Origin of the sequence: Clostridium sp. D46t1_190503_E9, assembly GCF_015555225.1 — a bacterium.
Taxonomy (GTDB): Bacteria; Bacillota; Clostridia; order Clostridiales; family Clostridiaceae; genus Clostridium.
Genome location: NZ_JADNKB010000012.1, coordinates 105,101 through 128,179 on the forward strand (window position 1 = coordinate 105,101; position 23,079 = coordinate 128,179).

The window sequence follows — 23,079 nt, forward strand, 5'->3', positions numbered from 1 at the left end:
TAATAGTTGAAAAAAATTATTATAATATTAATAATCCTATGTGTTACTAAAGCATTGCATTATCAATATTGAATGTTATTGTATAATTTATTTCTAATTTGTCCATTCAATTCTTCCATCTTCCAGAATATTTGCATTCATTCCAAAAACTTCTTTAACAGCATTATAATCTGCGTTTACATATTCCATATTAAATGTAAGATTATATTTTGCTTCTTTATATTCAGTTTCAAATTTTTTATTAAAACCTACTGAATCTAATATAGTTTGAGTATCTTTACCAGGTTCTAAAATAAAATTGTAATAATACCAACCATCATTTCCTAATGTCCATTCATTCGTCCAAAATGGCGTCCAATTTTTTATTGCTACTTCTTCACCATTTATAATATTGCTTAAATAAATTGTGTTTCCAAGATTATCAACATTACTCCAATTTTCAAGATAGTTTACTCTAAGCATCATGCCTATAGTTCCGGTATTTGAAAACCTAACCTCTTTAGTTAGTGGATCATCCCAATTCTTAATATCATCAGGGAACTCCTCTTCTATTTCTCCTTTTAAATCAGCCGTAGTAAATTTATTTACTGTATAATCAGTACTTCTAAATGTTGCATAAGATTTATTAATAGTAACTAAAAATAAATAAGCAATTGATAAAACAACTATACTTTTTAATAGTATATTCTTATTCATATGTTCACCTCCAAAAAATCAGTCCATAATCTTAATAAAATTTAAATTGTTCTATAAATTAAAAATTAAATTATATCTAATAATATGTTATTCAAAATGTGAATATGTTAATATATTGTTTTATCTTTTTTGTATTTTTTATTTCTTTGTTATTAAATAATAATTATTATAAGTATTAATAGACTACATGTAAAAAATGGACTAAAATAATAGAAATCCTTGTAAAAATAAGTAAACTTATTTCTTCTGAAAAATTTATATTTAAATCTTTCGAAAAAAATCAATATGATTTGGTGATAGAAAAATGGCTGCATATTATTAAGAATCTATGCAAATAACAATTGTTAAAAATCATACCGGTGAAACATTATTTAACTTAAAACTTACCAATAATGGTGAGGAAAGTACTGACTATATTGTAAAAAAACTAAAGGGAAATACTAATACAAAGGCGTCATTATATACTTTAAAAGTTAAGGAAGCTTGAGACTTAATATTAGAATATGAATATAGAGATGTAAAAAGATCACTAGTAGTTTATGATAAACTCCAAGGTAAAGATAGACGATATATTGTTCTTGATATTACAAAAGAAAATGAAGAATTGAAAGTTGCTTTTAGTTTTCAAGGGATCTACGATTAAAGATAATTAATTATTTGAGATAATATGGTCAATAAATACTAAATAGCTTAGGTAAAATATCTAATTATTTATTTGTATTTTCAGTAATACTACTATGTGCTTGTATATTTAATAAAGTATATTTAAAAAGTTCATTTTAACAATTAATCATCTCTTGGAGGAACAACAGTTGTAAATTGCGAAGCAATTTATTGGTGAAAAGTGAAAGAGTGAAAAAATTAAGGTTGTTTTGCTCTTCAAAACTAAAAAATCAAGTGCAATGCACCCTTTATAAAAAATCCATTAAGTTTTTTTTCCTAAACTCTTTCACTTCCCACTCCTTCACTATTTTGCTTTACAAAATATAGCATTCATATATTATGCTGCTTCTACATCAGTTTCATCTGAAGCTTCTATTTCTTCTTTATCTTCTTTTAAAACTATATTTAACACTAATGCTGTAATTGTACCTGTTGATATTCCTGATGCAAAAATCATTTTTAATCCTTCTGGTAGTTGTGCAATAAACTCTGGTCTAAATGTTACTCCAAGCCCTAATCCAATAGATGTAGCTATTATTAAAAGATTACGCTCATTTATTTGTACTTTACTTAATGTTTTTATTCCTGCTGCTGCAACAGTTCCAAACATAACTATTCCAACTCCTCCTAAAACAGGTTGTGGAATGCTATTAACTATTGCTGCAAGTTTAGGTAAAAATCCTAATATAACTAATATAATACCTGCCATAACTGCTACATAACGGCTAGCTACTTTTGTTAAAGGTATTAACCCAACGTTTTGACTAAATGTAGTATTCGGTAATGTACCAACAGCTCCACCTATCATACTTCCAATACCATCTGATAATACGCCAGCTCCTATACGCTTGTCAGTCATATCTACTTCTGAAACTTCTCCTACTGCCTTTAAACATCCTACAGTTTCAATTGCAGTAACGAAATATGCTGGAATAAATGCTATAAGTGCTTTTAAATCAAAGGTAACTCCATATTCAAATATCTTAGGTAATGAAATCCAGCTTGCTTCTTTAACTGCTGTAAAATCTACTAATCCGAGTGGAATGCACACAACATATCCAACAATCATTCCTATAAGTATTGATGCGCTACTAAGCATTCCCTTTCCATAACGATTTAGTAATAATGTTCCAATAAGTACAAGCATTGAAATTGATATATTTTTTATACTACCATAATCTGCAGCTCCACTTCCCCCTGCAGCCCAATCTATTGATACAGGTAATAATGTTAACCCAATTAAACATACAACTGTTCCTGTAACTAGTGGTGGAAATAACTTCATTAATGGCCTTATAAAATAGCTAAGCACTACTTCAAAAACTGCCCCCAGAATTGTAGCTCCAATTATTCCTGGTAATCCTAAAACTGATCCAACTGTAATAGATGGTGATACAAAAGTAAAGTCCGTTCCCATTATACAAGCTACTTTTGAACCTACTGGTCCTATGCCCTTAGCTTGTATTATTGTTGCAATACCAGCTGCAAGTATTGATGCACTTATTAATGCTGTTCCTGTTTTAGCATCAAACCCTAATGCACTAGATATAACTAATGGAACAACTATTATTCCACCAAATGCAGCAAATATATGCTGAATTCCAAATAGTATTTTTTCTGATATTGATGGATTATCATCAACCCCATATGTTAGCTTAATCCCATCACTTACTTTTACTTTATCCATGATTTTATCCTCCATTTTTTTAATAATAAAAAACACCTCGTAATCGAGGTGTCGTCTTAAAAAATAGAAATAAAATCATAAATTTATAATACAAATCAATTTATAATAATTTCTTTTTCAAATTCAATACCTCGTAGTCTGCCTATTTACGGTTAGCAGGTAGAAACTTTCGGTCCATATTACCGATGATATACGAGAATTTCTTAATTTATATTCGTATTATACACAAACATTAGTATAATTTCAATAATTAATTATTTTGAAATCATTTTCCAAAATTATGCATCTTTTCAATTAATCTATGTTCATCTATACTAAATAAAACTTTTGAAATAATTAGTATAATGGAGCATGTCCAAATTGATTTAACCCCAAAATTTACAGTTAATATTCCACCTAAAGATGCGCCAACTAAAAATGAAAGAATTACTATTATATATCTTATTGATCTTGCGCATGCCACTCTATCATTTTTAGTTATTGCTAAATATGCAGCTTGTGAAGCTGTTCTTAAATTCCCTGTGCACATAGTTGTGCTATATGGGGAATCAACTAACCTTCTAAAAGATGAAATTTGCACTGATGAAACAAATGATATAGTGGTAGTTACAAATATGTGTTGCACAGTATTTGGTATAAATCCAATTATAAAAAGCACAACTGCTTCAATAATTAAAATGAACTTTTCAGACCTTGATGATCCTTTGTAATTCTTTATTGATTTTTCTCTTATTATTTCTGTGACTATCACACCTACTACAAATGCTAAAATAGGGAGTGCAGCCATAAAAACACTTTTATAATCTCTATTTGTAATTCCAAGTGCAACTAGTACAATATTTCCTGTTTCAGCATTAGCAAAAACACCGCCTCTACATATGAATGTATAAGCATCTAAAAATCCTCCTACTATTGCAAGAAGTATTCCTAACCTTAAAGATTCAGATGTTATTTCATGACTAGGCACCTTTTCTCTTATATTTCTAAAAAGTTTAGACGTATGAACTTCTTTTAAATTCAACTAAAAGCCCCCTTGATACTTCTATTATTACTATTAAAGGCTTATATAACACAAAGAACAATAAACAATGTGAATCCCTTGATACTTCTACTATTACTATTAAAGTATATTTTCAACTAAATACTACTTTTAATATCTAAGCTCCAACTATATTTTTAAGCCACTTCTTTTGTCTATATCTTCTAAAACCTAATATAAACTTATAAACCTCTTCGAGTGTTATCATTGCATAAACATAATAAATAGGTAATCCTAAAACAATTCCTCCAAAGAAAGCCATCGGTATTCCAACACACCACACACCTGTGATATCTAAAAGTAGAGAAGCCTTTGTATCTCCACCACTTCTAAGAACACCTACAATATTAACTAAGTTAAACATTCTAAATGGTAAATAGCATACAAATACAGTCAAACACCTAGTTATATCTAATGCTATATTATCTGGAACCGAGAATAGTTTAATTAATGGAGTTCTTATAATAATACATACTAATCCCATAGCTACTGTTAATAACAATTGTAATACAAAGAAACTCTTGGCATGTTTTTCTGCATCTTTTAGCTTATTTGCACCTAATTCATTTCCTAAAATAACAGCAGTAGCAGAACTTAGTCCTTGGAATAAAACAATACATATTTGCTCAACATTTTGAGTTATTGTAATTGATGCAACAGCTTCATCTCCCATTCTTCCATAAACTAACGAATACATAGTAACTCCTAGTCCCCACATAAATTCATTAGCTATAACAGGTGATACTGTAATAAAATACTTTTTAATAAATTCCTTATTAAAGTCAATAAGCTCTTTTATTTTAGCTGCTGCTGGTCCTCTACTTATGTACACAATAGCTAAAATAGATAAGCATTCAACTAATCTAGCAATAACAGTTGCTATTGCAGCACCTTGAACCCCTAATCTTGGTGCTCCAAAATTACCAAATATGAATGTATAGTTTAGTACTACATTAACTCCAATAGCTACTATACTTATAAAAACCGGAGCCTTAACCTTATTTGTTGCTCTTAAAAGTGAAATATAACAATTTGTTATTGCGGTTAAAGGATAACTTAAGGCTACTATGATTAAATAAGATGCTCCAACAGCTATTGTATTTTCACTTGGAGTAAAAATTCTCATAACAAACTTTGGTATTAAAAGTCCTGCTAGCATAAAAATAATAGCTCCAGAAAGCCCTATAATAAGAGATATGCCAAGAACTCTTCTTATGTTCTTCACATCCCTCTTCCCCCAATATTGTGCAGTTAATATTGAAGATCCACTAACAACACCAAATAATAGTAAAGTAAAAACAAAAAACACCTTATTAGCTAATCCAACTGCTGCAATTGCACTTTGTCCTAAAGTTCCTATCATCATGGTATCAACTAAATTTAGGGTTGTATTAAGAAGTGACTGTATTGCTATAGGAATTCCAATTGCTACAGTTTTCTTTAGAAATTTTTTATCATCAAATAAGTCTTTAAAATATGATATAACCATGGTTCATCTCCTTCCAACTATATTTCATATATTATAAAAAGCGTACCTTTCGATACACTTTTTAATAATCAATAATCCTTCTATTCATAGAATAAAGTAATCATATATAAATACTAATTTTATACTTTACTTTAATAGTTTTATATTCTATATCTTATTAATTATAACATAATTTAAAGTATAGTAATCTATTTTTAAACCTTAAATTTTTGAATCATTTCATTTAAATCCTGTGCAAACTCTGCTTGAGCTTGAGCTGTATTAGCTACCTGTTCCATAGCTTTAGCTGATTCATAAACACTTTCATTTATTCCATCTAAGTTTCCTGACGATATTTGAGCCATATCTGCCATGCCTTGAACAGACTCACTAACTTGATTCATTGTTGCTAACACTTCTTCCGTCATTGCAGCTAGTTCCTCTGACATATTACTTACAAATATACCATCACCTTGATATTGCTCTCCAATCTCTACAAAGGTTTCAAATTGCGGAACAATATTATCATCAATAAACTTTAATAACTTATTACTATTTTCTGATAAACTTTTAAATGCTTCTTGTACTTTTTCTATAGTAAACTTTACATTACCTACTGCTTTTGAAGATTGTTCAGCTAATTTTCTTACTTCTTCAGCCACTATGGCAAATCCTTTTCCTTGGTCTCCTGCTCTTGCTGCCTCTATAGCAGCATTAAGTGCTAAAAGATTTGTTTGTTCTGCTATCCCTGCAATAGTTTCTGCCATTACTTTAATATCTGCAACAACTTTTCCTTTTTCTATATCTTTTAAAACTTCTTTTTCCATTTCACTATATACTTCTTTTGTGTTTTCAGTAGCTACTTTGCTAGCCTTTTCAACTCTTGTTGCTCTATTTCTTATTTCAACTGCATTATTACTGCCTTCCATTGCTTTACTTGATAGTATATTAACACTTGAATCCACTTCTTGTACTGCTGCTGATATTTCCTCAGCTGTTGCACTATTTTCTTGTACTCCTGAACTAACTTCCCTTGTTAATGCATTTATACTTTCAAGTTTTGCAGTCATTTCTTCTACTGTAGCTGATAACTCTTCACTTGAAGCACTCATATCCTGAGAACTATTCATAATATTTTTTATTAAATCACTAATATTTTCTTGTGCTTTATTTAAATCGCGTCCTATTTCTCCAAACTCATCATTTGATTCTATAATAATAGGATAAGACAAATCATAATTACATAATCTATTAGATAATCCTTTTATCTTACTTAAAGATTTTTTTATTGAACTTTTCATAACAAATGCAAATAGACTTGTAAATATAAATAATGCTAATATAATATAAATAATTAACTTTAATGAATTACTAAAAGTTTCCTTACCTTCAACCTTTATCTCATTAGCCCATTGTTCATTTAACTCTATTAATTTATTTAGCTCATTTTCCATATTATTTCTTGCTTGAATAATAGCTAAATGTTGTATTTCTGCTTCTTTTTTATTTCCATTATCCATTAAATTTATGTACTTCTTAACATCTTCGTTATATAACTTTAAATTATTTTTAAACTCATTAAAAATATTTCTTTCATCCTCATCATCAACTGTCGTTTCATATATTGCAATTTGCTTTTCACTTTCTTCTGAAGCATTAGTAATTTCTTTTATTAATTCATCTGAATTACCTTTATCACTTGAATTTACTAGTAATTGTATATCTTTATAAATAATCAATTGATTTTTATCTATTTTACTAATTGAGTCAATTGATTTTATAGTATTGTTATTTAAATAATCCACCGATTTATCAATACTATGCATATTATATATTCCTATTATTCCAATTACCCCCATTGAAAAAATAGTGCTTAAGAAATAAATTGTCAATCGTGTAGATAATTTTAAGTTATTATAAAATTTCATATGTCTCCCCCTGTATGCTAATCTTTTGTTTATATTACTGTTAAATATTTGTTCATATTTATTATTAAACATTTAATAAACAAATGTCAAATTTATCTTTTATAACCTCATTATGATAAATATGGTAAGTTTTAAATAACCGCATATTTTACATCACTATCTCAACTTCAGTTTCATTGTAAGTTACTTGTCCACCTATATCAGATATTCCTGAATCTGTTAGATAATTAGGATTTCCATGTTTTGTCCACCATCCAACATACATTAAAATCACGTAATCGGATACTATGTTATCAATTTTTAACTTTACTCTTATTTCTCCATTATTATTCTTTAAAGTAACTATTTTATCTTCATTAAAAGATATCTTATTTGCCATATCTTCATTTATATAAGCAATAGATATTCCCTCTTCATCCATCATATGTTGGCTTGATAAAGTATCTCTACTATGGTTAGTAAGTAATTTAAAACTTAATTTATTATTATTTCTATTTTCTAATTTATTTTTTAAATATAAATCTTTATTAAAAAATATTTCAAATTTCCCTGAAGGTGTTTTAAATTTTTTATCCTCCCAAGCTACAGGTTTATGAATTGTAAAATAATTATTTTTCAAATACTCTATACTTACTTCTTCTTTGAATTCCTTTAATGGTTCTATAACTTTTGACAAATATTCCTGCTTATCAACATATGGATAATTATCTAATTTAACTCTTTTTGCAAGTTCTTTAAAAAATTCATATTCATCCATTAATTCATTTTTAGGTTCAACAGCCTTTTCATTATAAATTATATATGGACTTGTCATAGAACTATATATTAAATCTTCACTTTCTAATGTACTTGTAGTTGGAATAAACAAATCACATTCCTTAGCTGTATCAGTCATAAACATATCAAAACATACTTTAAATTCTATTTTTGAAAAGGCATTCTTTAGATTATTTAAGTTGGCTAATTGATTTATTAAATTACTTTTTGTAACTACAGCCATTTTTATTGGTATATTATATTTTTTAGTATCCTCATTTAATCTAATATCTTTTAAATAAACTTTATAATCATCATAAAAGTCTTTTCCACTTAATGAATCATTTATAAAATCCGCCATATGACTCACATAAAAAAATCTATTTTCACAATATTTTTCGCTATTATAAGGATCTGAATCAATTACACTTGGATAAACTTTATTGGCATAATTAACACCACCACCAGTAAATCCTATTTGTCCAGTGATAGCTCCTAAAATATTTACTAGGCTTATGGTATTTCCTCCATTTTTATATTTTTGCATACCATATCCAAGCAAAATAGTAGAATATTTATTTGTATATAGCATTACTAATTCTTCTATATCGTCTTTGCTTACACCACAAATTTCTATTAGGTTTTCAAGACTTAAGCCTTCTACATAACTTTTATATTCTTCAAAGCCATTAACATACTTTTCTATATAATCTCTATCATACAAATTTTTATCAATTATTATTTTGCCCATAGCCAGTGCAAGAGCTCCATCTCCACCTGGTTTAACTCTTACATATTTATCTGACACTTCTGCAGTTTTTGTGTATATTGGATCAATTACTACTATCTTACTTCCATTATTCTTGGCTTTTTTTATACTTTGCATTGTATGTATAGTTGTAAAGGCAGGATTCTTTCCCCATACAAATATAGTCTTACTATTTATCATATCATCTAATGAATGACTTTTTACATCTCCAAAATTAAATGTTTGTGCTTTAATTCCAGCACTCCAGCAAGGCCCACCTTTAGATTTACTAACTCCGCCATAGAAGTTAAAAAATAAATCGCCCATGCTTTTAAGTAATGCACCATTTCCATATTGCTCATAATATAGTATAGACTTTGATGAAAATTCACTTTTGTAATACTCAAGTTTTTCAGCCATAATATTTAAAGCTTCATCAAAGGATATTTCTTTCCATTCATTATTGATTTTTATCATTGGCGAATATATTCTATCCTTGTGATTTAATCTATCTAAGTGCGCTAACCCCTTCTTACATATAAATCCCTTAGTATACGGATGATCTTTATCTCCTTGAATTTTTATTATTTCATTTTTATCAACATAAATATTAAACTTACAACAATCAAAACAATCTAATGTACATCCATGACTTAATTTTTCCATAACACACCCTCATTTAATTTATATATTTTACTTATTTTATAGTATTTTATGTTATATCGTTTTCTCCTTATAGAATATCAAATTTTATAATTACTTACTAGCTAAATATTTTTACTACTTATATGATAATTTTGTGGAAATATTAAGAGGCTATATCAAAATAAATTTGATATAGCCTTATTATCATTTTCAATAATTCCATCTACTATAACTATATGTGTTGGAAATTTTCTCATACTTAATTCCTCTTAAATTATAATTCATTATAAAAAAAGGATATGGAATTAGTTTATATATTATATATTCGACATCTGTATACTATAATTTTACTATAGTTTATTAAAATGCTGTCCAACCTGCATCTGCAACAATTTCAGTTCCATTTACAAAACTTGAATCATCAGTAGCAAGGAATAGAGCAATTGTAGCTATTTCATCTGGTGAACCTGACCTTGGCACATTCCCCATTCCAAGTCTTACTCTTGAGAATCCAAATTCACTTGGATGACTTATACCTACTCCAATTTCTGATTCTACTCCACCAGGACATATAATATTACATCTTATCCCTTTATCTGCATACATAAATCCAATGTTTTTAGTTAAACCTAATAATGCATATTTAGAAGCTGTATAAGAAACACCTGCTCTACAACCATTTAATCCGCCTATAGATCCTACGTTTATTATAATTCCAGAACCTTGCTTCAACATTGAATTAACAGCTTTTCTACAAGCATAAAATGGACCGTTTAAATTAACACTCATTACTTTTTCCCATAATTCATCTGGAACTTCAGCAACTGGCATCATTTCATCCATAACCCCTGCATTATTAACTAAAATATCAATTTTCCCAAATCTTTCTATAGCAAGATCAATCATTTTTTCATTATCTTCTTTTTTAGAAACATCACCTTGCATAGTAATAATTTTTCCTTCATAGTCCTTAGAAGCCTCAATTAATTCATCTAACTTTTCTTTTCTTCTTGCAACTGCTACAACAAAAGCTCCCTCTTTTGCATACAAAAGAGCAATAGATCTTCCCATACCTGAACTAGCACCTGTAACCACAGCAACCTTACCACTAAGTTTCATATATAATACCTCCCAAATATAATTATTTTTATTTTAAATTTAATAATTTACTTTATAACATGATATAATTTGTTAATTTTCAAACTATATTTTTTATATTATTTTATTTTTTGGTATATATATGAACTAACTTATATTTTATAATAATTTTTAGTATGTAATTGATAAAGGACTAGTCCTAGAAAAATGTATTTTTTATCCATATATTACTTTAAGTGTATTTCATTGTTACTTTTTTGTCAATTACAAATATAAATATTTATTTTATATACCACAATTTACTTTTTATGATAAACTCATATAAAGAGCAAAAATATGGTAATTATATTAAGGAGGTTTTAAAATGTGCAGCTACAATACTCTAGAAAATACGTCTATTGATATTTTGCATAAAGCATTTATATTGGCTTTTTCAGATTATCAAGTAGATCTTGATCTTTCCCTTTCTAAATTTGAAAACATGCTTTTAAGAAGAGGTTATGATTCTAAAATTTCAATTGGCACATTTAAAGAGGATAAGTTAATTGGATTCATTTATAACGGACTCAGAGTCTGGAATAATAAAAAAACTGTATATGACACAGGAACAGGTGTTATTAAAGAATATAGAAAACAAGGAATTACCAGAACAATGTTTAATAATCTAAAAAAAGAACTAATTAAAAATGATATAGAATGTTATTTGCTTGAAGTATTAAAAAACAATACTGCTGCTTTTGAATTGTATAAAAAACAAGGTTTTAAAGTTATAAGAGAATTTGAATGTTTTAAATTAGATAACTTCTCCTCCCTCCCTACAAATATATATAATATTGAAAATAAATCTATATTAAGTGAAAAAGAGTGGAATGAAATAATGAATTTTTGGGATATCACACCTTCATGGCAAAATTCTATTGATTCTGTACGATCTACTATAGATAGCTTCATCTTCTCATTAGTGAAAGATAATAATAAAATTATTGCTTATGGAATTATTGATAAAAATACCGGAGATATTCCACAGCTTGCAGTTCATAATAAATATAGAAATAAAGGTGTTGGAAAAAGTATTATAACGGATTTAATTAGAAATACAAAATCAGATATGATATCTGTTATTAATGTAGATTCTAGTTATACACCTATGATTAAAATGCTTTCATCCATTGGATTTCAAAATTTTGTTGGCCAATATGAAATGTTATTAGAATTGAAAAACTAATTATTATAAGTTTAAAATAAAATTACACTTAATTTTCATAATAAATGTTATAATATTACTATAAATTTGAAAGGAGCTAAAGATTTGGCTAATATATTAACTCTTGTATTATCATTTATTATATCTAGTGTAATTTTAAATTACTTATCAAAATATTTAATAAATAGTGGAAAGCTTCAATTTAAAGCTGCAAAAACAACTAAAGGCAAAATAATTTGGACAATCATCTGTTGTGCTATTTACATAGTTGGTTATGTAATAATAGATTTTTTAGCTTTAGGGGGAATAGGCTTCAATATTGCTAGAGGAATATTACTAGCTATATTTGTAACTATGCTATTATTTGATTCACATAAAAAATAAAATCGTACCTACTTAGGGTACGATTTTTTTTTATTAAATTTCTATAACTTGTCCTGTAGATAAATGCATTATTTTATCTCTAAGATTTTCTTTTAATATATTAAATGCCTTATTTCCTGTACAATGGCAAGTATAAAAAACAGTATCCTTATTATTTAAACATTTAACTATATTACTAATAAATTCTAAGCTTTCACTTTTTTTATTTACTGGATTAAATAAATGAAATCCACTAATAACAGTTGATATATTAGATGCCATTATTTCTTCTGCTTTTTCTACTATATTAACTATTCCCTTATGGGCACATCCAGCAATTAATATATATTTATCATTTTCCTTTATCAATAGATTTTGCTCATGAGTAAAGTCATCTTTATAATACTTGCCATCAATTTTAATAAATAATGAGTTATTTGAACTCGCTGTTTCATATTTCTTTGGAACATTTGAAAAAAGACATAGACTCTCATCAACTTCAAATATATTTTCAGTAAATACAATTCTTTCATTAAATTGAAGTCTATCATCTAATCCTACATAAAATTTAAGTGCTCCTAAAACTGAGGTATAATACTTATTAAATGCATCTTTATGAATATATATTTTTGCTTTACTATTATGTTGTAAAAATAGTTTTAAAGCTCCTCCGTGGTCCTTATGTCCATGAGATATAATAACAATGTCAACATCTGATATATCGATGTTAAGTTTTATAGCATTTTCAATAAACAATCCATTAGAGCCCAAATCAAACAATATATTATGCTTATCCGTTTTAATATATAAAGATAACCCATGTTTACATTTAAACTCTTTCGATATTGAAGTATTTTCAACTAAAGTAGTTATTACCATGACCATCACCAACCATTCCCATATTAATTCCAATTACTATTCTATCATATTTTACTTTAATTACATTACTATTTTGCTACCCCCATATGCTATAATAATAAAAAATAACTTGCGAATATTTTTTATTAATTGCGAATATAAAGGCTACGATAACTAGATATGTTCCATAAGCTAAATAGCTATGCAAAGAAGTACTAGGCTTATTCCACAGTCTATTTATCTTCGCCAAATTATATTCTGCCACTTTACACAGTTAAATTAAATATTAGACTCATTAATGATATGTATTAAATTGGAGATTTTATTATAATGAGAAACTACAATTCTTATTTAAGATAGCTAAGATGGCGTTAAGAATTTTTATTGTTTGAGTGCAGCGAGTTATAAAAATTTAGTCATCTTAGATATCTTAAATTTAGAATTGTATTCGATATTATATGAAAATCGGAAAGTTAATACATATCATTAAGGCTAATTCTCAATTTATAAATAACTATGAAAGGAAACAAATGATGGAAAAATATATTTCAAATATTGAAACTCCAAAAATTAGTATTGCCCCAATGGTAGACAAATCCCATAGGCATTTTAGATATTTTTCAAGACTTTTAACTAAAGATGCTCTACTTTACACAGAAATGGTTACAGCTCAAGCAATAATCAACGGTGATAGAGATAAAATACTCTACTTTAGAGAAGAAGAAGGCCCTGTTGCACTGCAAATTGCGGCTTCTAATCCTGAAGATGCTTATAAGGCTGTTAAATTAACCAATGATTATAATTATACGGAAGTTAATTTAAATTGTGGATGTCCATCTGATAGAGTTTCTGGTAACTTAATGGGGGCAGCACTAATGTCTTCTAAAGAATTAGTTTATGAAATTTTATCTGCTATGAAAGAAGCAACTACTAAGCCTGTTACCATAAAACATAGAATAGGAATAGACGGAACTGGTGTTATAGAAGATAAAAATAATAAAATTATAATGAATGGATATGAAGATTTATTAGAATTCTTAGATGTTGTATCTAAAGCTAAACCTGATAGATATACAATTCATGCACGCTCTGCAATATTAAAGGGGTTAAGTCCAAAGGATAATAGGGAAATTCCCCCACTTGATTATGATATGGTTTATAGATTAAAAAAAGAATTTAGTCATTTAAATATAGAAATTAACGGCGGCTTTAAAACATTAGATTCAATTAAGGAGGCTCTTACTAAAGTAGATGGCGTAATGATAGGAAGAGCTTCATATGAAGATTGTTATCTTTTAGCTAACTTCCATAAACTTTATGAAAACACTCAAACTACAAAGCCTATTTCAAGAGGAGAAATTATAAAATCTTATACTCCATATATTATAGAAGAACTTGAAAAAGGTAACAGTATTCATACTTTGATTGCTCCACTTCAAAGTCTATTCCAAGGACAAAGAGGAAGTAAAAAGTATAAGCAGCTATTATCTTCTTCTAATGTAAAAAAAGAAAATATTATAGAAATACTTGATACTATCCTTGAAGTAATGCCTCAAGATGTATTATGGGAAGATAATTAAATAATTTTATTATAAAGCGAGAGTAAAGTTATATCTTACTCTCCTTTTATTTACCTTTAACATAAAAACTTAAATTTCTTCTTTTAAATACCTTATTTCATTAAAGTTTAACTTAATATATACTCCTTGTTTATAAATAATATTATATTTTAAAATTTATAGTGCATACAACTTCCAACTATACATGTATAATAATGTATATAATATATTTTTAATAAATTTAATACGGGGGAACATATTATGAGTAATTTTAGAGAAGTTAAACCTGAAGATTTAAATGAAAGTGCCTTTAAATTAATTGGTCATGACTGGATGCTTGTTACAGCTGAGAAAGAAAATAAAGTTAATACAATGACTGCTTCTTGGGGAAGCTTTGGTATTATGTGGGGGAAAAATGTAGTTTCTATAGTTCTAAGACCTCAAAGATTTACTAAAGAGTTTGTAGATGCATCTTCTACATTTTCACTTACATTCTTCGATAAGAGTTACAAAAAGGATTTAAGCTACTTAGGAACAGTTTCTGGGAGGGATGAGGATAAGCTTTCAAAAACTAATTTAACGGTTAATTATATTGATAATACTCCAGCTTTCGAAGAAGCAAAGCTTACAATTATCTGTAAAAAGTTATATGCTCAAGAGTTTGAACCTCAATGCTTTATCGATGGTGATATTGAAAAACAATGCTATCCAGACAAAGATTATCATACTTTATATATCGCAGAAATAGAAAAGATATTAATAAGAGAATAATTTAATAAAAACAAACTATTACTATAAAACCTTAATAGTAATAGTTTGTTTTTTATAAAGTGTGTTTAATAATTATAAAACTTTTTATATAAAAAATCTTATTAACTTTATTTAAACTAATTTAGTTTTGATAAAACAGATTCTCCAATAGTACCTTCAGACATTTTAACATCAAAATTATCTGCTATTGTTGCTCCTATTGATGCAAAACTATTACAAGTTCCTAGCACTCCATTACCTTTCATTGAAGGTGAATAAGCTAAGAATGGTACATGCTCTCTTGTATGGTCTGATCCTGTATATGTTGGATCATTTCCATGGTCTGCAGTTATAATTAATAAATCATCTTCTTTAAGCTTTTCTAAAACTTTTCCTAAATTAACATCAAATTTTTCTAATTCTTCTGCATATCCTTGTGGATTTCTTCTGTGTCCCCATAGTGAATCAAAATCAACTAGATTTACAAAACATAATCCTTCAAAGTCTTTATCCATTATTTCTAATGTTTGCTCCATTCCATGAACTGAGCTTTTTGATTTATGTGATTCTGTTATTCCTTCACCATCAAATATATCATTTATTTTTCCAACAGAAATAACATCATAATTATTGTCTTTTAACTCATTTAATACTGTTCTTCCATATGGCTTTAATGCATAATCATGTCTATTGCTTGTTCTCTTAAACTCGCCTTTTCTTTCTCCAACATATGGTCTTGCAATTATTCTACCAACTTTCCATTCATCCTTTAAGGTAATTTCTCTTGCAATTTCACAACATCTGTATAACTCTTCTAATCCAAATGTTTCTTCATGTCCACATATTTGTAATACTGAATCCGCTGAAGTATATACAATCATATCTCCAGTTTTCATTTGATGTTCACCAAACTCATCTAATATTTCTGTTCCACTAGCACTTTTATTTCCTACTATATTATGACCTGTTCTTTTAATTAATTCATCTAATAGTTCTTTAGGAAATCCTGTATCAGTAAAAGTTTGGAATGGCTTAGTAATGTGTAAACCAGCAATTTCCCAGTGTCCTGTCATAGTATCCTTACCTGTACTAGCTTCTTTCATTTTCATTTGATATCCTAATGGTTTTTCTTGCGCTTTTAAATGCTTTACTGGACGTAAATTTGCAATTCCCATTTTTTCAAGATTAGGTACATTAAAAGACTCTACTGATTCTGCAATATGACCAAGAGTATCAACATTTACATCTCCGTATTCTTTTGCATCCTCCATTTCTCCAACACCTAATGAATCTATTACAATAGTAAAAATTCTTTTATATTTCTTCATGTTATTACTCCTTTCCAATCTTCTTTATTTAAGACTATAAAAAATATATTATATATTTTTTATTATTTGTTATTTCTTATAATTTAATTATTTAATCCTAAGCTTAATTAATTAAATTATAGCATATTTAAAATTATAATACATCATTAAAGTTGTCTTAAACTTGTCTATTATATATATTTATAATACTACAATCCACTTGTATCGGTCAACGTTTTCACTATTGTATTTTATTGATATTTTATTAGAAAAATTTGATAATTTATTCTATAATTATATTATAATAGGTAAATATAAACTTGTATTAAACTTGTTTATTTTTATAGAGAGAGGTTTTATTATGGTTAATACTGATATTATTAAAAAATCTAAAAATTTAAGATATGTTGAAGTATACAACACACTATTTAAAATGATAAAGGAAGAAGACCTTCCAGATAATTATAGACTTCCTTCAGAACCTGATTTAGCTAAAGAGTTAGGAGTAAGTAGAACAACTTTACGTCAAGCCTTATCATTATTACAAGATGATGGTTTAATAAAAAACATTCGCGGAAAAGGTAATTTTATAGTAAGAAATCAAAAAAATAAAAAGATTGGACTTGAAAAATTAGGACATATTATATATAAATCATTAGAAGCTAAAATAGATCATGTAGAAATGGATTTTCATATAGAACCTCCATCCGATTATTTTATAGAGGTTTTAGGTAAAAAGACTGTTGCCGCAGTGAATATTGATAGATGGTATATGAGTAATGGAAATGCTCTAGCATATACTTATACAATTATTCCTATTGAAACTATATCTTATTTCGATATAGATTTAAAGGATACTAATAGTCTTCTAAAATTTATCGAAGATGATATTTATAATAAATGTAGTAGTAGCTCAATAGATATTAAATTTTCAGAATCAGGCAAGTTTGCAACTAAAAAACACTCTATTCCCTCTGAGAAACAATACTATTTAATTGAAGAATCTCTATATAAAAATAATGAGTATCCTATTGCATTTAGTAAGCATTATTTACCATTATTGAATACATCAATTAAAATTCATACTTCAAAATAAAAATATTAAGTCATAAATTATACTATTAAAAATACTATATAACTTTATTTTAACTTATTTGATAATTTAACTTATTTTTAATTCTTTATTAACTTTTAAATAGTATTATAGAAATATAATTATAAAGAAGGTGAGAAAATGAAAAAATTTAATATATGCATAGATATAGATGGAACTATAACTGATGCATACTATTGGCTTGAGCCTTGTAACAGATACTTTAAAACAAATATTAAAGAAAATGAAGTCACAGAATACTCTATTTCTAAGGTTTTAGATATAAGTGAAGAAAGTTATTTAGAATTTTATGAAAAGTATAAGTATGAACTTCATTCCAAACAGAAAATAAGAGAGCATGTAAGATATGTAATAAATGAACTTAGTTTATATAGTAATATTTATTTTGTAACTGCACGCGAGAAAAATCTTGCATTACTAACTCATGGATACCTAAGAAAAAACTCAATTTACTATGATAATCTGTATCTTTTAGGTAGCCATTATAAAGTAGATAAAGCTAGAGAATTAAACTGCAATATTTTTATTGAAGATAATTATTCAAACGCAATAGATCTTTCAAATGCAGGCTTTAAGGTTTTGCTTATTAACACTAATTATAATAAAGATCCTATTAATAAAAATATAATAAGAGTGGATAACTGGTTAGAGATATATACAATAGTAAAAAAGCTATTATTACAAAGTGAAGCAATGTAATAATAGCTTTTCATATATTAGATTCTATTCTTATTTAATTTATAAGTTTTTATTTTCTTCTTCTTTTATAAACTACTACTCCACCAAGTAATGATGTAATTCCTAAAAGCATTGTTGATAATCCTGATGGTCCACCTGTTTGAGGAAGCTTACCTGGTTTATTATTTTTATCCTCCTCAGTACCATTTGATGTATCTCCACCACTATTTCCTGGATTTTCCTCCGGCTTAACTTCTGGCTTAACTTCTGGGCTTTCATCTGGCTTAGATTCTTCAGTATAATCTGTAAAATCTTTTATTGCAGCCTCAAGCTTCTTATTTGCTGAGAATATTTCTTCTCTTGATCCACCGTCTATTAATAATTTTTCAACTTCAGCTACTTCTACCTTTAAGGCTTCAATAACTTCATTTGATTTACCTTCAGTATTTGTCAATAGCTCTTTTGCCGTTACTAAATTAGCTTTTGCAATCTCTTTTATAGCCTCTAAACTAAAGTTTTCAGTTACTATTTCATATATTTCAGGCTTTCCAGATCCTTCTTGGAATTCTAAAGTTATTGATATAACTTCTTCTGGCTTTTCCATATTAAACATATTATAGCCTTTGTCTAATATTCCAAGCTCTATTCTTCTATCATCTGATGTTCTAGCAATAACTTTAGCATTAGATATAGTCTTTTCACTTTGGAATACTTCAACTTTATTTACTAAAGCACCATCAAATATATTATAAACTAGCTTATCTTCACTACCAAGATCTCTAGATGGTATATATGAAGTTTGAATATTATTATCCATTAAGTTAGGTAATCTATGATTATCATCAGATGGTTTAGCAGTTGATTCAAATATAACTTCTGCTTCTGGTGAATTTACTGAGAAATCAGACATTCTAAGCCATGCATCAGTTCCCTTTGTTGCAGTTACTCTTAAATATTTAGCATTAAAATCTAAGTCATGCATTCTAAATTGTTCAGAAATTCCACCATTATATATTTCTGTCCAATTAGTTCCATCTAGTGAATATTCAACTTTTCCATCACGGATTCTATCTCCACCATATGCTCTATCCCCTATAAATTGAATATTTCTTACATTAGTTACTTCACCTAAATCTAAAGTGAAATAATCTCCAACATTTAATGCACCTGATGAAATAAAGCTTGAATCTAAATCTCCATCAATAATAGCATTTAAATCTTTATAATTTCCGCTACCATTTCTATTTGTTTCAACTGATTGATTTCCTCTTCCTTCAATTACTACATCCATACTAAAATTCTTTAATGTTTTATCTTCATTTGATACAAATCTAACTGCCTTTACAACTTGTGCTTTATCTAACTTTATTGTTTCGCTATCTCCTAGCTTAATCCAATCAATTCCATTTACTGTATATTCAATACTTCCATTTGCATTACTATTTACATTAACTCCAGTAATAAACTTAAATTCCGGAAGTTCTAATTCAATTGTATCTCCAGTTTTTAATTTAACTTTTTCTTCTAAAACAACTGAATTTATTTCATTTTTATCAGCTATACTCTTTTTATATGAAAGCTTAGCATCTACGCTAGAGTTCACTCCACTATGAGTGTTTTTATTTACCATAATTTCTCTTACGTATAATTGATTTTCTTGATCCTCCGTTGCTACATATTTAATATATCTAGCATTTTCATTAATTTCATCTTCAAACACTTCTCTGAATGTATTTCCTTCAACTATAGTTTTCCACTCAATACCATCTTTAGATATTTGAAGATTTCCATTCATGATCATATTATCTTCTGAAGTTCTTCCCATTAACATATAAATATTTTTAATATACTCTTCTTGTCCTAGATCTACTATTATTTCATCTCCAGATTTAATATTTCCTGATGATCTATATGCAGTATCTAATTTATCATCAAACATATTTGAAAGTTCATAAGGTGATTTACCATTATACCATTCCTCAAACTTTAATGGTGAAAGATTATCAGATGTAGTTGCTTGATAATTATATGTTTTTACTTCTTCCTTTAATACACCATCAAAATACATATTGTCTGTCTTTGTATTAGCTTGTTTAATAAAATCATCTAATACCTTTTCAGATATTATTGCTTTTGATGAATCTAAAACTTCAATTTGCAATGAAAGCTTTGACTTTAATTCCCACCATAACTTACTATCACCTTTTAGCATTGCGATAACCATATCTGCTGCTGTAGATGCTGCATCTGCATAATTAGTAAGCTTTTCTAATTGAGGCGCTACTTCTTCAAGCATCTCAGAATATAACTTAGATTGAGTTTCTGATACTGCTGATTTTATTGATTCAAATCCTACTTTTAAACTCTCAAGTTCTGTAGCTGGAATTTGTTTATTATCAACCTTATCCCAGAAAGAATCCATTATAGCCCTCATTTCTGGAGCATCTTCTCTACCAGTATCAAGTCTTGTACTATGATCAGCAAATTTCTTAAAGCTCTCTTTCAACTCTTCGCCAACTAAATCTGAAATTGCATTATCCCAAGCCTTATCATGGCTATAAGCTGCAGTATTCCAAGCATAATCAGCTCCTGTATGAAGAGTTATTTTTGATGCTTCTGCAAACTCCATTGGATTCATAACAAATCCACCAATCTTACTATCTAAATCATTTCCTAAGTTATATATTGGTCCTAAAGCTAACTTATCAACTCTATAGTCGCTAACAGGATAGTTCCACCATAAAAGCATTTTTCTATTGTAAAGATTATTTACTTTTTCTGCATCATCTAAAGTTACTGTTTCGGACATAACATTTTCACCTGTCCACATAACTTCTATATCAGTATCTAGATTTTCAGCAAATCCTTTTGTATAAGGTTTAACTTGTCCATCAGTAAACATTGAAGTTCCCCAGTATTGCGTTGGAACTGTTAATAATGGTTTAACACCATCTTTTGCCTTAACAAACTCTGTGTTAAATCTGTTCATTATAGCAGCTTGTCCAACTCCATCATCTGTGAATATATCATCCCAAAGGATTGCAAAACTTCTAACTCCCATGTTATATAATGACTCACACTTATCAACAAGTGCCTGATAATCTGCTTCTGAATTTATATCTATATCCTTTCCTGGAGAAATTGCAAATACAAAATCAACTTTATTTTCAGTAGCTGTATTAATAAGCTCCTGCATTCTTGCCATTTCTTCTTGTGGATATGGATCTCTCCATTGATCCCTATGATATGGATCATCCTTTGGAGCATATATATACATATTTAATTTATTGTCTCCATAAAACTTAAATTGATCTAATCTATCTTGATGTGTCCAAGGATTTCCATAGAACCCTTCTACAATGGCTCTTACATGTTGAGTAGGGTAATCATTTACATAAACCTCAGGCATAACATTTTGATTATTTACATTAAGTACTAATTCCTTTAAAGTTTTAACTCCATAATAAGTACCAACTTCATCAGTACCTTCTATAGCTATTGTCATAGATCCATTTTCATTTGTGTTAGCAGCAAGAACATATCCTTCATTCACAGAAATAGATTCTGCTCCTTCTTTATTAATTTCAGATAAGAAATTATTCATTTCTTGTATATTATCATCATCCTCTCCGATTATTATCGTTGTGGATTCATCATTAAAATCAGTATTTACTTCAAGACCTAAAGTTTTTAAAAATTCCATTAGTTCTCTTACAGCATCTTCATCTGCTTTGTCTTGTCCAATTATGTTTACTTTATTAGATAAAACTGTTCCTTCTCCTGAAGATTCTATTAATTGTGGTGTTGGACTTACCCTTGGTGATTCAACTTTTAATTTTACTACTTTCTTATCTTGATTATTAATAACATCTGCAAAAACTGTTGTTGGTGTTGTTGTAAATATAAATGATGCTACAACTACCTTTGCTAAAATAGAATTTAATTTTGCTCTTAACATTTTATCCCTCTTTCATCTGTATTTTATTATTAATTTTAATATTAAAAATAATAATAGCTGCGCTAAAAATTATTTTATTTATAAATAATTTTTATAAATAAAATATTTCTATCACAGCTAATGCTCTAAATTTAATTAGATTACACGCCAAAAATAAACATAATTTAACTTTCATTTACAGTATATATACATTTATCCACTATGTCAACGCTTTCATTGCTTTTTTTAGTAATTACATCAAATTTTCTAAATAAATAATATTATTGATTTATTATAATAATTCCAATAATTATATGATAATACCTTGAATTTAATAAATTGGCTGTATAAAAATAATTTTTGATATTAGCCAATAAAACTGGAACTTCTAATTCAAGCTTCCCATTTTGCGAATATATAATATATGAATAATAGAGAAAATTTTCTATTTAATTTTAAAAACGTCTTTAAGTAAGTAAAATCAATGGTTTAAAAGGGGCTCGCGAAACGCGAGCCCCTTTATAAAAATAAGAAATTAACTTTTTTAAGGCAATAAAGCTTACTTGAAATTGAATAAACTT

16 protein-coding genes and 1 riboswitch are annotated in these 23,079 nt (G+C 27.7%); of the genes, 6 read left to right on the plus strand and 10 right to left on the minus strand.

The features are described 5' to 3' along the window. Positions 1 to 93: 93 nt before the first annotated feature. The 7 genes from I2E83_RS14145 to I2E83_RS14175 all read right to left on the minus strand — a co-directional run bounded on the left by I2E83_RS14145 (position 94) and on the right by I2E83_RS14175 (position 10,749). Positions 94 to 696 (minus strand): hypothetical protein, encoded by a 603-nt coding sequence (locus I2E83_RS14145; protein WP_195263454.1) that lies wholly within the window; start codon positions 694 to 696, stop codon positions 94 to 96. A 1,000-nt stretch (positions 697 to 1,696) separates the two neighbouring features. Then, on the minus strand, positions 1,697 to 3,046 hold the full coding sequence (locus I2E83_RS14150) for a nucleobase:cation symporter-2 family protein (protein ID WP_195430578.1): 1,350 nt from the start codon (positions 3,044 to 3,046) through the stop codon (positions 1,697 to 1,699). 114 nt (positions 3,047 to 3,160) lie between these two features. Continuing rightward, positions 3,161 to 3,262: riboswitch (purine riboswitch) on the minus strand. A gap of 49 nt (positions 3,263 to 3,311) precedes the next feature. After that, positions 3,312 to 4,025 carry a YoaK family protein gene (locus tag I2E83_RS14155; protein WP_195430623.1) on the minus strand — a complete coding sequence of 238 codons (714 nt, stop codon included), beginning with the start codon at positions 4,023 to 4,025 and terminating at the stop codon, positions 3,312 to 3,314. 178 nt (positions 4,026 to 4,203) lie between these two features. Then, complete coding sequence (locus I2E83_RS14160) at positions 4,204 to 5,574, minus strand: MATE family efflux transporter (RefSeq protein ID WP_195430580.1); 1,371 nt, start codon at positions 5,572 to 5,574, stop codon at positions 4,204 to 4,206. Between the two features lie 194 nt (positions 5,575 to 5,768). Beyond that, the gene (locus tag I2E83_RS14165; protein WP_195430583.1) at positions 5,769 to 7,481 is read right to left on the minus strand and encodes a methyl-accepting chemotaxis protein; all 1,713 of its coding nucleotides are present in this window, start codon (positions 7,479 to 7,481) and stop codon (positions 5,769 to 5,771) included. Positions 7,482 to 7,629: 148 nt separating this feature from the next. After that, entirely contained in the window at positions 7,630 to 9,651 is a 2,022-nt protein-coding gene (locus tag I2E83_RS14170) for a molybdopterin-dependent oxidoreductase (protein WP_195430585.1), read from the minus strand. Positions 9,652 to 9,990: 339 nt separating this feature from the next. Beyond that, the gene (locus I2E83_RS14175) at positions 9,991 to 10,749 is read right to left on the minus strand and encodes an SDR family NAD(P)-dependent oxidoreductase (RefSeq protein ID WP_195430588.1); all 759 of its coding nucleotides are present in this window, start codon (positions 10,747 to 10,749) and stop codon (positions 9,991 to 9,993) included. A gap of 343 nt (positions 10,750 to 11,092) precedes the next feature. Here I2E83_RS14175 and I2E83_RS14180 point away from each other — a divergent pair, with 343 nt between their 5' ends. Beyond that, entirely contained in the window at positions 11,093 to 11,953 is an 861-nt protein-coding gene (locus tag I2E83_RS14180; RefSeq protein WP_195430591.1) for a GNAT family N-acetyltransferase, read from the plus strand. 84 nt (positions 11,954 to 12,037) lie between these two features. Continuing rightward, positions 12,038 to 12,316, plus strand: coding sequence for a hypothetical protein (locus I2E83_RS14185; RefSeq protein WP_195430594.1), 279 nt, complete (start codon positions 12,038 to 12,040; stop codon positions 12,314 to 12,316). A gap of 33 nt (positions 12,317 to 12,349) precedes the next feature. Here I2E83_RS14185 and I2E83_RS14190 read toward each other — a convergent pair whose 3' ends face one another. After that, positions 12,350 to 13,174 carry an MBL fold metallo-hydrolase gene (locus I2E83_RS14190; RefSeq protein WP_195430597.1) on the minus strand — a complete coding sequence of 275 codons (825 nt, stop codon included), beginning with the start codon at positions 13,172 to 13,174 and terminating at the stop codon, positions 12,350 to 12,352. A 509-nt stretch (positions 13,175 to 13,683) separates the two neighbouring features. Here I2E83_RS14190 and dusA point away from each other — a divergent pair. Then, positions 13,684 to 14,733: a tRNA dihydrouridine(20/20a) synthase DusA gene (dusA, locus tag I2E83_RS14195; RefSeq protein WP_195430600.1), complete on the plus strand. Its 1,050-nt coding sequence runs from the start codon at positions 13,684 to 13,686 to the stop codon at positions 14,731 to 14,733. A gap of 240 nt (positions 14,734 to 14,973) precedes the next feature. Then, on the plus strand, positions 14,974 to 15,483 hold the full coding sequence (locus I2E83_RS14200; protein WP_195430603.1) for a flavin reductase: 510 nt from the start codon (positions 14,974 to 14,976) through the stop codon (positions 15,481 to 15,483). 116 nt (positions 15,484 to 15,599) lie between these two features. Here the strand turns inward: I2E83_RS14200 and I2E83_RS14205 are convergent, their stop codons facing one another. Continuing rightward, on the minus strand, positions 15,600 to 16,790 hold the full coding sequence (locus I2E83_RS14205) for a phosphopentomutase (protein ID WP_195430606.1): 1,191 nt from the start codon (positions 16,788 to 16,790) through the stop codon (positions 15,600 to 15,602). A 340-nt stretch (positions 16,791 to 17,130) separates the two neighbouring features. Here I2E83_RS14205 and I2E83_RS14210 point away from each other — a divergent pair, with 340 nt between their 5' ends. Further along, positions 17,131 to 17,865, plus strand: coding sequence for a GntR family transcriptional regulator (locus tag I2E83_RS14210; RefSeq protein ID WP_195430609.1), 735 nt, complete (start codon positions 17,131 to 17,133; stop codon positions 17,863 to 17,865). Positions 17,866 to 18,003: 138 nt separating this feature from the next. Beyond that, the gene (locus I2E83_RS14215) at positions 18,004 to 18,582 is read left to right on the plus strand and encodes a hypothetical protein (protein WP_195263442.1); all 579 of its coding nucleotides are present in this window, start codon (positions 18,004 to 18,006) and stop codon (positions 18,580 to 18,582) included. A 49-nt stretch (positions 18,583 to 18,631) separates the two neighbouring features. On the opposite strand, the gene I2E83_RS14220 is transcribed toward I2E83_RS14215, so the two are convergent. Continuing rightward, on the minus strand, positions 18,632 to 22,519 hold the full coding sequence (locus I2E83_RS14220; protein WP_195430612.1) for a beta-N-acetylglucosaminidase domain-containing protein: 3,888 nt from the start codon (positions 22,517 to 22,519) through the stop codon (positions 18,632 to 18,634). Positions 22,520 to 23,079 lie beyond the last annotated feature (560 nt).

What these genes read in the sequence shown, in the direction of transcription:
- I2E83_RS14145 (WP_195263454.1), bottom strand. Translation starts at nt 696, where the DNA reads ATGAATAAGAATATACTATTAAAAAGTATAGTTGTTTTATCAATTGCT.
- I2E83_RS14150 (WP_195430578.1), bottom strand. Translation starts at nt 3,046, where the DNA reads ATGGATAAAGTAAAAGTAAGTGATGGGATTAAGCTAACATATGGGGTT.
- I2E83_RS14160 (WP_195430580.1), bottom strand. Translation starts at nt 5,574, where the DNA reads ATGGTTATATCATATTTTAAAGACTTATTTGATGATAAAAAATTTCTA.
- I2E83_RS14165 (WP_195430583.1), bottom strand. Translation starts at nt 7,481, where the DNA reads ATGAAATTTTATAATAACTTAAAATTATCTACACGATTGACAATTTAT.
- I2E83_RS14170 (WP_195430585.1), bottom strand. Translation starts at nt 9,651, where the DNA reads ATGGAAAAATTAAGTCATGGATGTACATTAGATTGTTTTGATTGTTGT.
- I2E83_RS14175 (WP_195430588.1), bottom strand. Translation starts at nt 10,749, where the DNA reads ATGAAACTTAGTGGTAAGGTTGCTGTGGTTACAGGTGCTAGTTCAGGT.
- I2E83_RS14180 (WP_195430591.1), top strand. Translation starts at nt 11,093, where the DNA reads ATGTGCAGCTACAATACTCTAGAAAATACGTCTATTGATATTTTGCAT.
- I2E83_RS14190 (WP_195430597.1), bottom strand. Translation starts at nt 13,174, where the DNA reads ATGGTAATAACTACTTTAGTTGAAAATACTTCAATATCGAAAGAGTTT.
- dusA (WP_195430600.1), top strand. Translation starts at nt 13,684, where the DNA reads ATGATGGAAAAATATATTTCAAATATTGAAACTCCAAAAATTAGTATT.
- I2E83_RS14200 (WP_195430603.1), top strand. Translation starts at nt 14,974, where the DNA reads ATGAGTAATTTTAGAGAAGTTAAACCTGAAGATTTAAATGAAAGTGCC.
- I2E83_RS14205 (WP_195430606.1), bottom strand. Translation starts at nt 16,790, where the DNA reads ATGAAGAAATATAAAAGAATTTTTACTATTGTAATAGATTCATTAGGT.
- I2E83_RS14210 (WP_195430609.1), top strand. Translation starts at nt 17,131, where the DNA reads ATGGTTAATACTGATATTATTAAAAAATCTAAAAATTTAAGATATGTT.
- I2E83_RS14215 (WP_195263442.1), top strand. Translation starts at nt 18,004, where the DNA reads ATGAAAAAATTTAATATATGCATAGATATAGATGGAACTATAACTGAT.
- I2E83_RS14220 (WP_195430612.1), bottom strand. Translation starts at nt 22,519, where the DNA reads ATGTTAAGAGCAAAATTAAATTCTATTTTAGCAAAGGTAGTTGTAGCA.